The sequence below is a fragment of the Sphingobacterium sp. UBA2610 genome, from assembly GCF_002339225.1.
Taxonomy (GTDB): domain Bacteria; phylum Bacteroidota; class Bacteroidia; order Sphingobacteriales; family Sphingobacteriaceae; genus Sphingobacterium; species Sphingobacterium multivorum.
In genome coordinates this window covers 292,538-303,979 of the sequence record NZ_DDKA01000023.1, presented here as the reverse complement: position 1 = coordinate 303,979, position 11,442 = coordinate 292,538, and the positions used below count along the sequence as shown (strand labels likewise).

The 11,442-nt window shown below is 40.9% G+C and carries 11 protein-coding genes; 8 read left to right on the top strand and 3 right to left on the bottom strand.

Annotated features, from left to right (window positions below):
• Positions 1-160 precede the first annotated feature (160 nt).
• The 8 genes from B4Z47_RS17245 to B4Z47_RS17210 all read left to right on the top strand — a co-directional run bounded on the left by B4Z47_RS17245 (position 161) and on the right by B4Z47_RS17210 (position 7,421).
• The gene (locus B4Z47_RS17245) at positions 161-1,807 is read left to right on the top strand and encodes a carboxylesterase/lipase family protein (protein WP_236560167.1); all 1,647 of its coding nucleotides are present in this window, start codon (positions 161-163) and stop codon (positions 1,805-1,807) included.
• A gap of 236 nt (positions 1,808-2,043) precedes the next feature.
• On the top strand, positions 2,044-3,177 hold the full coding sequence (locus B4Z47_RS17240; protein ID WP_070568688.1) for an NAD(P)/FAD-dependent oxidoreductase: 1,134 nt from the start codon (positions 2,044-2,046) through the stop codon (positions 3,175-3,177).
• Positions 3,168-3,881, top strand: a complete 714-nt coding sequence (locus B4Z47_RS17235) for a methyltransferase domain-containing protein (protein ID WP_159332896.1) — start codon at positions 3,168-3,170, stop codon at positions 3,879-3,881. Before B4Z47_RS17240 ends, B4Z47_RS17235 begins: the two co-directional genes overlap by 10 nt.
• On the top strand, positions 3,878-4,930 hold the full coding sequence (locus tag B4Z47_RS17230) for a type III polyketide synthase (RefSeq protein WP_070568681.1): 1,053 nt from the start codon (positions 3,878-3,880) through the stop codon (positions 4,928-4,930). The genes B4Z47_RS17235 and B4Z47_RS17230 overlap by 4 nt, the downstream gene beginning before the upstream one ends.
• A 17-nt stretch (positions 4,931-4,947) precedes the next feature.
• The gene (locus B4Z47_RS17225) at positions 4,948-5,385 is read left to right on the top strand and encodes a 3-hydroxyacyl-ACP dehydratase FabZ family protein (protein ID WP_070568678.1); all 438 of its coding nucleotides are present in this window, start codon (positions 4,948-4,950) and stop codon (positions 5,383-5,385) included.
• Entirely contained in the window at positions 5,382-6,653 is a 1,272-nt protein-coding gene (locus tag B4Z47_RS17220) for a beta-ketoacyl-[acyl-carrier-protein] synthase family protein (protein WP_070568675.1), read from the top strand. The genes B4Z47_RS17225 and B4Z47_RS17220 overlap by 4 nt, the downstream gene beginning before the upstream one ends.
• Positions 6,654-6,657: 4 nt before the next feature.
• Positions 6,658-6,912, top strand: a complete 255-nt coding sequence (locus tag B4Z47_RS17215) for an acyl carrier protein (protein ID WP_070568672.1) — start codon at positions 6,658-6,660, stop codon at positions 6,910-6,912.
• Entirely contained in the window at positions 6,909-7,421 is a 513-nt protein-coding gene (locus tag B4Z47_RS17210) for a 4'-phosphopantetheinyl transferase family protein (protein ID WP_115048101.1), read from the top strand. The genes B4Z47_RS17215 and B4Z47_RS17210 overlap by 4 nt, the downstream gene beginning before the upstream one ends.
• 17 nt (positions 7,422-7,438) lie before the next feature.
• Here B4Z47_RS17210 and B4Z47_RS17205 read toward each other — a convergent pair whose 3' ends face one another.
• From B4Z47_RS17205 to B4Z47_RS17195, 3 genes are all read right to left on the bottom strand, one after another.
• Positions 7,439-8,497 (bottom strand): alpha/beta hydrolase, encoded by a 1,059-nt coding sequence (locus B4Z47_RS17205; RefSeq protein ID WP_070568666.1) that lies wholly within the window; start codon positions 8,495-8,497, stop codon positions 7,439-7,441.
• Positions 8,498-8,670: 173 nt separating this feature from the next.
• Positions 8,671-9,978 (bottom strand): hypothetical protein, encoded by a 1,308-nt coding sequence (locus B4Z47_RS17200; RefSeq protein WP_147282021.1) that lies wholly within the window; start codon positions 9,976-9,978, stop codon positions 8,671-8,673.
• A gap of 129 nt (positions 9,979-10,107) precedes the next feature.
• Complete coding sequence (locus B4Z47_RS17195) at positions 10,108-11,370, bottom strand: serine hydrolase domain-containing protein (protein ID WP_201639365.1); 1,263 nt, start codon at positions 11,368-11,370, stop codon at positions 10,108-10,110.
• Between the last annotated feature and the right edge of the window lie 72 nt (positions 11,371-11,442).

Below are 11,442 nucleotides of genomic sequence, written 5' to 3'. Positions count from 1 at the left end.
AAGCAAGCAAGCAAGCAAGCATCCGGCTGCTGCAGGTATTTGTCTATTGGTTAAGTTTACTTTAAGTCTTTGCGCTGAAATGTCAGATTATCACGACGGTATAGATTTTATTTTGTATTTTAACTTTAAGAATAATACCATGGAGTTATAAATGAATGTTATGATGAAAAAGATTTTTTTTACAGTTGTTGGGCTTTTGGTTGCATCGTTTGTTTTCGCCCAAATGCCACAGGTAAAGGTTGAAGAGGGGGTGCTAGAAGGGATTATCTTGTCAAGCGGGGTCGAGTCCTTCCGAGGGATCCCCTTTGCAAAACCCCCAGTAGGCGATCTAAGATGGAAAGAACCGCAAGCTGCTGAACACTGGTCTGGTATCCGTAAAGCAGATCATTTTGGTTATTCTCCGATGCAGAAACCGATCTATGGGGATATGCGATTTCGGTCGCCGGGGATCAGTGAAGACTGTCTATACCTGAATGTATGGCGTCCAAAGAGTCTTCATTCAGGCAAACTTCCTGTTTTAGTTTATTTTTACGGCGGGGGTTTCAATGCTGGTGATGGATCTGAAAATCGTTATGATGGTGAAAGTTTTGCCAAAGAAGGTCTTATTGTCGTTACTGTCAACTATCGTCTTGGTATCTTTGGTTTCTTCGCGCATCCAGCATTAACGGAGGAATCACCGAAACATGCTTCAGGAAATTATGGACTGCTGGATCAGCATGCAGCTTTGGTTTGGGTCAAAAAAAATATAGCTGCATTCGGCGGTGATCCCGATGCGGTCACCATCGGTGGCGAGTCGGCAGGAAGTATGTCTGTTTCCGCTCAAATGACTAGTCCGCTATCCAAGGGGTTGTTTACGCGTGCTATCGGTCAGAGCGGAAGTGTCTTTAACTTACGGTATGGTACAGCCTCTATTACTGAGCAGGAACAACAGGGTGTTGCATTTGCATCGCGGGTAAATGCAACAGGTCTTGATCAACTGCGTGAAATTCCTGCGGCCGAACTTCTAGATAAAGCCAGCGAGCCAGGAGCCTTCACTACCCGTTTGATTGTTGATGGCTATTTTTTGCCGCGATCTCCATTGGCTATTTTTGAAGCCGGGGAGCAATCTAAGGTTCCCTTGCTTGCCGGTTGGACTTCCACGGAAGCTCCGTATATGGCTTACATGGGTAAATCTTACCCATCTCCGGAGAATTATGAGAAGTTGGTAAGAGCACAGTTTGGTGTTAAAGCTGAAGAAGTGCTCAAGGAGTATCCAGGGAAGACCGAGGCAGAAGTCATTGAATCGGCAACTGCATTAGCTAGCGATAATTTTATTGCGTATAGTACTTGGAAATGGCTTGACCTGCAACGAAAGAATAGCGGTAACCCAGTCTTCGTTTATATATTCGGTAAACCGCGGCCACCCATGCAACCGGCATATCGTGATGCACAAACCGGGCTTGCCGGAGGAATTAGCAAGAAATCTACACAAGAAAACAAGGAAAAAAGCCCACAGCCCCTACCGGGAGCTTTCCATGCCAGTGATATCGAATATTTATTGGGAAATCTGCAGAGTAATGATGTTTTTGCCTGGACAGAAGATGATTACAAGGTTTCGAAACTTGGTCAGCAGTACTTTGTTAATTTTATCAAGACGGGTGATCCAAATGGAAAAGGACTTCCAGCCTGGCCGAAAACAACAGCAAAAGATCAGCGAATGAATATCTTGAATTTGAATACCGAGGTGAAAGCTTCTGCTGAAGAATTTCGGAACAGGTATCTTTTTCTGGATAAAATGTTTGTCGACCGTGAATATAAATCCAGATAGTTGCCTTCTTTATTTACGGTCAAATAAAAACCATTTATCGCTAAGGGCTGTTATCAGAGAGACTTTTTATAAAAGCGGATGGATGATATTGTCCTGTGCAGGAAAATCCTAGGTCGCGAACAGATGTATTAAGAATCGTCTGTTGAATAGCGGGGGCAACCAATGTAGGAGACCGAAGCATGATTTGTAACGTTGATTTTTTGTAGATGAAACTCATATAGAACAAACTTGGATATATGGTAATACCCCCTGATGTGATTATTATAGGTGGCGGCTTGGCTGGACTTACAAGTGCATTGCATCTGTCTAAACAAGGATTCAACGTGACGTTAATCGAAAAACATGATTTTCCTCGTCATAAGGTTTGCGGCGAATATGTTTCGAACGAAGTCTTGCCCTATCTGCATTGGCTACAAGTGGATGTCGAATCGCTCTGTCCAACACATATTCGGGAGCTTGAATTCACGACAGAAGGTGGGCAGATGAATAGGGTCAGGTTACCCTTGGGTGGAATTGGCATCAGTCGTTACGCGTTGGATGATCTGTTATATCAGCGAGCAAAAGGGGCGGGTTGTACAATTGTTATTGCGACCGTCACAGGCGTATCCTTTAGCAATGATACATTTGCTGTTTCATTTCAAGATCAGGTATTAAGATCAAAAATTGTACTGGGCGCATATGGAAAACGCAGCAATGTGGATCAGCTCTTATCCCGCGATTTTATAACAAAAACCTCTCCGTGGATGGCTGTTAAAGCACACTATTCGGGCGATTTTCCGAATGACCTTATTGCCTTGCATCATTTTGAAGGCGGTTATTGTGGTATTTCTAAGGTCGAAGATGACCAGATAAATTTATGTTATCTGGCCGATGTAAAAACGTTCAAGAGGTATAAAAATATAGGTGATTATCAAAAGTATGTGTTGTCTAAAAATAGGCATCTTCAGTGTTTTTTTGAAAAGAGTAGACTACTTTTTGACAAGCCGCTTGCAATAAGTCAATTTTCATTTGATCAGAAATCAGCGGTAGAAAACCATATGCTTATGATTGGTGATACGGCCGGTCTTATTCATCCATTCTGTGGAAATGGGATGGCGATGGCGATACATAGTGCAAAAATGGCTTCCGAGCTTATTGTGGACTATTTCCATGGTCATATCGATTCGCGCCAGCAATTGGAACAGTCCTATATGAATCAATGGAATCGAACCTTTAAAAGACGGCTCTTATTCGGACGACTTCTGTCGGGTGTACTGCGTTATAAAATAGGTGCCGCGGTTCTAATGAAGGCTACGATATTTTTTCCAAAAATCTTAAGTTGGATGATAAAACAAACTCATGGAAATGCAAGCTCAATAAAATGGGGATAGACACAAGATATAGAACATCGCAGAATGAGATCATGGACGATTTTCGGCTGGAGGGCGACGAACTTCGCGTCACGCTGGATCGAATTGCAAAGATTAATCGTTTTCTAGGCGGAAATAGCATTACGTTGAATGGTGTGAAAACATTGCTTTCAACCGGCTACAAGAATGAAACAATAACCATTGTGGATATCGGTTGTGGTAATGGGGACATGCTTCGCATGTTAAGCGATTATGGCAATAGACATCATATTAAGCTTTCATTGCTCGGGATTGATGCTAATCCGTATACAATAAATTGTGCAAGGGATCTGTCGAAAGATTATACCAATATATCCTATTTGTGTGCAGATATCTTTGAAGCGAATTTTGAAGATGTCAAGTATGACATTGTTCTGTGTACGCTTACTTTACATCATTTCGACGATGAAGCGATTTTTCGTCTGCTAGATAGCCTGGTCAACGTATCAAAATTGGGGGTCGTCATAAACGATTTACAAAGGAGTAAAATGGCTTACCGGCTTTTTCAAACTATTGCTGTTGTTTTTAGGTTAAATAGAATGACAAAAGTGGATGGGCTTGTTTCCATACTGCGCGGGTTTAAAAAGATTGAGCTTGTACAATTCGCAAAGAGATTACGGTTAGAACATTACACCATCCAATGGAAATGGGCCTTTCGTTACCAGTGGATAATTTTCAATATATGAATGTTAAAATAATAAATGTTGCCAAGCAACTCCCTAAATACTCTTGTACTACCGTTGATATTCTTCCGCTATTGGATATTTGGCTTCATGGACAGGAACCTCGTTTTATTAAGAAAATCAAGAAACTTTTCGAAGGTGCCGCCGTGGACAGGCGCTATGCGATTATGGATCCGATCGAAGTCTTCACGGCGACATCTTTTGAAGAAAAAAACAATGTGTATTGCCGGGAGGCGATAGCCCTAGGGGAGCAAGCACTTCGTCAGGCCCTTGAACAAACGGGCTGGGATCCCCAGTCTCTGGATTATATCATTACAGTCAGTTGCACTGGAATTATGATCCCCTCTCTAGACGCGTATCTTATTAATAGGATGAAACTCCGACAGGATATTGTGCGGTTACCAGTTACTGAAATGGGTTGCGTTGCCGGTGTTTCAGGTATTATTTATGCTAAAAATTTTCTTCAGGCAAACCCAGGTAAACGTGCTGCGGTTATTGCCGTCGAAGCGCCAACAGCGACTTTTCAGCTGGAAGATTTCTCGATGTCGAATATGGTCAGTGCCGCCATTTTCGGCGATGGTGCAGCTTGCTGTCTGCTTTCATCCTGTGAGGAAGATTGCGGACCTGTAATTCTTGATCAGGAGATGTATCATTTTTATGATGCGGAGGACATTATGGGGTTTAAATTGACCAACACTGGTATGCAGATGGTACTGGATGTGGATGTGCCCAATGTGATTGCGTCCCATTTTGATGCAGTTATACATCCATTCCTGAAAAAGAACCAGCTGGAAATTAAAGATATTAATTACATGATTTTTCATCCGGGCGGGAAAAAGATCGTAGCCACAATCGAGGAGATTTTTGCTGAATTTGATAAAGATATTGAAGATACTAAGGCTATACTAGCGGACTATGGTAATATGTCGAGCGCTACGGTACTCTACGTCCTTGAACGTATTATGAAACGTAAGCCTCAAGCCGGTGAATTGGGGCTGATGCTGAGTTTCGGTCCGGGATTTTCAGCACAGCGGGTTTTATTACAGTGGTAACTTACTCATTTTGAACAATGGAATTGAATGCTATACTAGCGAAATTGCCCTACAGGGCCCCATTTTTATTTGTCGATGAGTTGATTCATGTCGATGACGAAGGTGTTGCAGGTACCTATACTTTTGATGAAGATCTGGACTTTTATCGCGGCCATTTTTATGATAGAGCGATTACCCCGGGAGTTATTCTGATCGAAACGATGGCTCAAATAGGTCTGGCCTGTTTGGGAATCTTTCTGCTCAATAAAGACTTAATGCAAGGCTCGTCTATTGCGTTGACTTCTACTGAAATACAGTTTTTAAAACCAGTATATCCAAAGGAGAAAGTCACCGTGTTTTCAAAAAAAATATATTTTAGGTTTGGCAAACTAAAGTGTGCCGTTACGATGAAGAATGAAGCCGGACAGGAAGTTTGTAAAGGGATATTGGCAGGCATGATGACGGAGGAGTTATGAAGAGAGTTGTGATTACTGGACTAGGAGTCGTTGCGCCCAATGGAGTGGGGGTGCCTGCCTTTACTCAGGCCATCAAAGATGGCGTTTCGGGTATTAGACATAATGAACAGCTGGAAAAACTACAGTTTTCCTGCCAGATTGCTGGAATGCCGCAAATATCAGATGATCTTAAAAGGCAATATTTCACTGAACTTGAGCTTAGAGGTTTTAATAGTACAGGCATCTTGTACGGAGTCATTGCTGGAATGGAGGCCTGGACAAATGCAGGTCTTCCTATTGTCGTAAATTCGGCCCCCGATTGGGATAGCGGAACAGTCTTTGGTTCAGGTACATCAGGTATTGATAAGTTTCGCGAGAGTATTTATAAAATTGATGAGCTACAAACCCGCAGACTAGGAAGTACTGTTGTGGCGCAAACAATGAACAGTGGTGTCAGTGCATATTTAGGTGGGAAACTAGGCCTCGGAAATCAGGTGACCACCAATTCCTCGGCCTGTGCTACTGGGACTGAAGCAATTCTAATGGCATATGACCGGATTCGGTCCGGAAGAGCAAAACGCATGCTGGCAGGCAGTACTGGAGATAGTGGGCCTTATATTTGGGGCGGTTTTGATGCACTACGTGTCTGTAGTTCGCAATATAATGACCGCCCTGCGGAAGGGTCGCGCCCAATGAGTGCAACAGCCGCAGGGTTCGTCCCGGGTAGTGGGGCTGGAGCCCTATTACTGGAAGATTTGGAAAGTGCCTTAGCACGCAATGCCGTTATATATGGCGAGTTATTGGGCGGCCAAGTAAACTCTGGAGGACAACGGGGAACAGGCAGTATGACAGCTCCAAACGCTGATGCTGTACGCCGTTGCATTCAAGAGGCCCTAAACAATTCGGGAGTCTCCAAATGGGATGTCGATGCTATAAACGGTCATCTAACGGCAACAGCCAAAGATGCTTTTGAAATAGAAAACTGGACCGAGGCACTTGGGCGTAAAGGGAAAGATTTTCCATGGATAAATTCGCTAAAAGGAATGACTGGGCATTGTCTCAGCGCGGCAGGTAGCATAGAATGTGTGGCCACAGTTTTGCAGTTATTTCATGGATTTTTATTCGGAAACAGTAATTGTACTGATTTACATCCCGAGATCGCAGCACTGATAGATCCATCAAGAGTATCAATACATCAAATTGATGTCAAACCCCAAATTATAGCCAAGGCAAGTTTCGGGTTTGGAGATGTAAATGCCTGTTTAATATTTAAAAAATTTGATAACTAAATTTATGAAGAGAGAAGAATTGATCGGTGCTTTAAAACCAATTATAGCACCCTACACAACAAACGAAGAAGCTTTCGCAAAGCTTACTGAAGAGACTGATTTTATGCGTGATCTACAAATTAATTCAGCCAATTTGGTCGATATTGTACTGGATATCGAAGATCAATTTGGGATCGTTATTGAAAATTCTGACATGGAGCGTATGCTTAATATAGGAGCCGCAGTCGAAATAATCGAAAGCAAGTTACAAGAAAAATGATTGGTAATGACATTATCGATCTGGTTCAGTCCAGAAAAGAGAGTAATTGGAGGCGTAGGGGCTTTGTTTCAAAACTATTTGATGAGCAGGAACAACTGTTGATTGTGAACAGTCCAGACCCCGAAATTGTTGTTTGGCTCTTATGGAGCATGAAAGAGGCTGCTTATAAAATATGGAATAGACAGACAGGAATCAGAAAGTACATCCCTTTGAAATTGCGGTGTTCAGTTCATAAACGATCTTCTTGCAAGGCGAGGGGAGAAGTCATCTGCGAAGGAAAAAGGTATTATACGAAGACCATCGTTTCCCCTGATTTTATACATACCATAGCAGCTGGCGAATTAGTTCATTTGGACGATATTGTTGAAATCAAAAGAGATGGAATTATTAAAGATTCTCTCGGAGTCCCAAGCCTCGTTCTGAGGGATGGGAAGAGGCGCTTGCCTGTTTCCGTAAGTAACCATGGCCGTTTTGAGCGAATAGTTTCGATTCATAGCCTATTGACTTAATTAGACGAGCGACCATCTTATTGTACTTGGATGGATTCCTCCCGAAGCATCTGTTTGAATTTGGGATCTCGGATATAACGACTAAAGTCATGGCTTGACATTCCTGTGAAATCAGTCATCGAAAAGATGGTATAATTTTTCTTAAGTGCGTTAAAACTTTCCTCTTTATATCCCAGATCTGTTGGATTAAGTTTATTCGATAAGAATCCAAAAAACTTCTTCAACATCTTATCCGTACCATTTATGGTGATATGTATTTTCTTAACCTGGGAGCTCAGTTCCACAAATTTTTTGGTGTTAGTTGTTGTATCGGTATACTGAAATTCGGAAAGCCCTATGGCTGGCGCCAACATAATACAGGTAATCCTGTTTTTGTTTTCCAATAAAGGTTTTGCCCGCTCGATATCGACCTTATGAATGTCTTTGGCCTGAGCGGAAAAAGAACTGTTGTATTCCGGATTCGAAATAGCACTCATCACCACAGATGCTCCACGACTGTGAGAGATAATGAAGACATCTTTATCGGCCATATTATTCAGTATACGTCTCAATCCAAATTCACCGGCCATCTGGCTAAAGGAGGCTGCGGAAAACCAGTTTTTTGCAGATCGAAACGGAGAGGTTGATCGTAAACCATCCCAATAAAAGCGAATAATTTCGTCGGTTTTGGGATTTGTAACGATATGATCGGCAATATATTTATATTGTTTTACAACGGATTCTTCATCGGCATTAAAGCCATGAACTAAAATGAACACACGTTTTTTTGGTGCAATGCGTTTTGACAGACGCAGCATGTTACCGCGTTCAAAAGCAAGTAACTGTTCGCGGTCGCCTCTGTCGGTGGCAATCTTCATCAGTGAATAAGGGTCTCTAGCAGCTTTATTCGAGGGGATGCCATAACTTTTCTTCCAATTATCGGGGTAGAAATTTCCATTCTGATCCACAAATGAATACCATAAATTGGGATCTACACCAGTATTGGGAGATGCCGAATCAGGAAGGTTATGAATAAGACCACACGAGGCGAACAAGGTGATAATGAGGATGAAGTAGAAAAAATATCTTTTGTTCATATGCTTTATTTCCTTCTATATCAGAATTTTATTTTCACTAGGATCCAATGGCTATCAAATTGGATGTATTTCTACAAAAATTCATTTCATGTAATATAGTCATTATTTTGGATAGCAAAAAGCAAGTCCGCATTTCGTCTGCTTATTATTTTTCCTAATTTATCTGGATGAAGCTAAGGATCTATTCTTTTAATCAAATAAAGCCTATTGCGTCGACTGGTGAAAAGCTGGTAATTTAAAGCCGCATTTGAGTAGTAACCATAGTTATGAAATTGTTCCGTATCCTCAAAAGTCAGCGCTCCAATATTCTTACCATTGATTTCAATCTGAGACCAATGCCACTCCTCATCAAGATATAAATGATCTTTAAATTTTAAGGTGTCGTTTTCGACAACAAGGTGTGAGAAAAGGCAACCTTGCCAACGATCGCCTTGCTCATATTTTCTGCTGTTCAAATCCTGTCGATTGCGAATACGCCTGATTTTTTGGTAATAAACCGATTGAATATTGGCGGGGGAATGATTCGTGACCCATTCATTCTTGTCCCAGTGTCCGAAAAGGTCATTTACTGTACGCCCTCTAGACACAGTTTGCAGATTTAAATTACCATCATCCGATATATTTTCACAGAATATATGCCATTTACCGTCCATGAAATACGTTTTTTTTGAGTAGCTTTTCGAATTGCTGTGTTCGAAATCATAGATTCGCTCAGAAAGAAAATACTGTGCTTTACGATCGATATCATCTAGTTGTTGGCGTTGTTGATCCGCAGTCCAGTTGAGATCGGCATTGCGTATTTCAATGCTGTTTTTTGTGGTATCACCATCTAATGGCCAGCTACGAAAGTAATGTTTTCCTATGTTAATCAGATAGCCCTCGAAAAGAATCTCTGTATCCTTATCTTCATCCTGTGTGTAAGAATATTGATCGATCTGCTTGCCGTTTTTGTCCAATTTATAAAACATATGGATGGTTGGTTCTGCATCGTTAGCGTTTTTAGCCTTGCTCAAACTATGGATGATTAATTCGTTGTTCTTTGTCAAAAACTGATCAATAGGATTACTACTCGCCTTGAAAAGAATGATTTCATGTCGTCCAAATCTATTTTTGGTGTTATTGATATCGAGATATTGCCCGTATTTTTTCGGGAGTGTCGACGAGTGAAAGAAGTTTTGAATCCTAATATCGATATCAAAAATACCATTTGTATATATAATTGTACCGGCTATCAGCATACATCCCAGTAGATAATATTTCAAAGTACTGGTATCTTTTAACAGCAGATAGAAATAGCAAAATACCCAGCTCAGTATAAATGCAAGCGGCGAAAAAATAATATAATTCAGCTTCACATTGTTGCCTGCATCAAAAATAAAAAAACTGATGAGATAGGCTGCCATAAACACTAGGCATCCGAAAAAAGACTTTAATAAAGGACTCTTTTTAGCTTTCTCCGGATTTTGATCTGTCTGTTGCACGATGTTATAATTTAGGATAGTTTGTATACTATTTAACACTGGACTGATAAGGGCGTAATTTAATTTTTTTCTTTAAGGTTTCAAAGAGTCGATTACACATTTGATGCTAAAAGCATGCATATGGGTTCATTAATTTTTATTGGTCCTTGGGGAAACTTCCTTAACGCCACCTTTTGTTAAAATAAGGGAATTGTAAATTCCTGTTTTGTCTCTAACAAACTCGATTGTTCTGTCGTTGTCGTCTGCCCTGAAAAATTTTGTTTTAGACTCGGGAATGAGTTCAGTATCCGCATCGTTATAGTAGAGTTTGCCTGTAATTTTTAATATATGTATTTTCCCATATTCACCTGCATAGTTATCGTACAGCGTCGTATCTATTTTGGTGGGATAATGTTTATAGGGAAGCTCTACTTCTTTACCCAGCGCAATCGCAGACAGTCCATACCCGATGATATGGGCGGGGGAGCCGTTGTTGGAAAGGACAGTGACAAAGAGTTTGTCCTCAGTAAATCGATTAAAAGAAGTCATTGTACCAAAGAATCCGCCATCATGTGCAATCAAATAATGTCCGTGATTGTAAAATGGATTGATGATAAATCCATAGCCCCAATTTTCAGCGCTATATGGTGTAAACATTTTTTCTTTCATCGCTGCCGATAGAATTGTTGTTCCATAGAGTGCTTTGTCCCAAATGGCTAAATTTTCAACGGTTGAATAAATGCCATCGTGGCCCAGGTTGATCTCCCAGTTGATATGGGGATTATGGATAAAACCTTCTGCATTAGGGTAATATACTTTTGCTTTTTTCGTGACGATGGAATCATTATTACTGACTCCGGTGTTACTCATGCCAGCTTTATCAAATATGTTTTTCTTTAAGAAAGAAGCGTAATGCTCACCTGAGACCTTTTCAATAATCTTTGCTAACAAATAATAACCGATATTACTATAGGCGCTTTTGGTTCCCGGTGAGCATTCGAAAGGAATTTTCTTGATGGCGGCATAAGCAGAATCGCTACTTATACTACTTAATGCGATTTCTTTGAAACCCATAGCAAGTCCTGAGGTGTGTGACAGCAACATGTGGATACTTATACTATCGGCTTTTGGATAATCGGGGAAAATCTTACTGAGTTTATCGTTTAGCGATAATCTTCCGCTGTCTACGAGCTGTAAAATAGCAGCCGCGGTAAATTGTTTTGTGACCGATGCCAACTGAAACTTCGTATCGATCGTATTTTTGATCCTCCATTCATAATCTGCTAAACCGTAGGCTTTTTTTAATAAAATCGCACCGTTTTTCGTGACAAGAACTGTTCCACTAAAATTATTTACATCGGCTTGTGCCTGCATATAGGTGGCAAGTTTGGCTGATGTTTTTTCTTGTGCCACAAGAAAAATTGGACAAAACATAAGTAACATTAAAAGCTTCATAGCGTATGGTATAAATAATTATGGAGCAAT

Bases quoted from the DNA above. Each gene is read 5' to 3' on its own strand.
- B4Z47_RS17245 (WP_236560167.1), top strand. From the start codon at position 161: ATGATGAAAAAGATTTTTTTTACAGTTGTTGGGCTTTTGGTTGCATCG.
- B4Z47_RS17240 (WP_070568688.1), top strand. From the start codon at position 2,044: ATGGTAATACCCCCTGATGTGATTATTATAGGTGGCGGCTTGGCTGGA.
- B4Z47_RS17235 (WP_159332896.1), top strand. From the start codon at position 3,168: ATGGGGATAGACACAAGATATAGAACATCGCAGAATGAGATCATGGAC.
- B4Z47_RS17230 (WP_070568681.1), top strand. From the start codon at position 3,878: ATGAATGTTAAAATAATAAATGTTGCCAAGCAACTCCCTAAATACTCT.
- B4Z47_RS17225 (WP_070568678.1), top strand. From the start codon at position 4,948: ATGGAATTGAATGCTATACTAGCGAAATTGCCCTACAGGGCCCCATTT.
- B4Z47_RS17220 (WP_070568675.1), top strand. From the start codon at position 5,382: ATGAAGAGAGTTGTGATTACTGGACTAGGAGTCGTTGCGCCCAATGGA.
- B4Z47_RS17215 (WP_070568672.1), top strand. From the start codon at position 6,658: ATGAAGAGAGAAGAATTGATCGGTGCTTTAAAACCAATTATAGCACCC.
- B4Z47_RS17210 (WP_115048101.1), top strand. From the start codon at position 6,909: ATGATTGGTAATGACATTATCGATCTGGTTCAGTCCAGAAAAGAGAGT.
- B4Z47_RS17205 (WP_070568666.1), bottom strand. From the start codon at position 8,497: ATGAACAAAAGATATTTTTTCTACTTCATCCTCATTATCACCTTGTTC.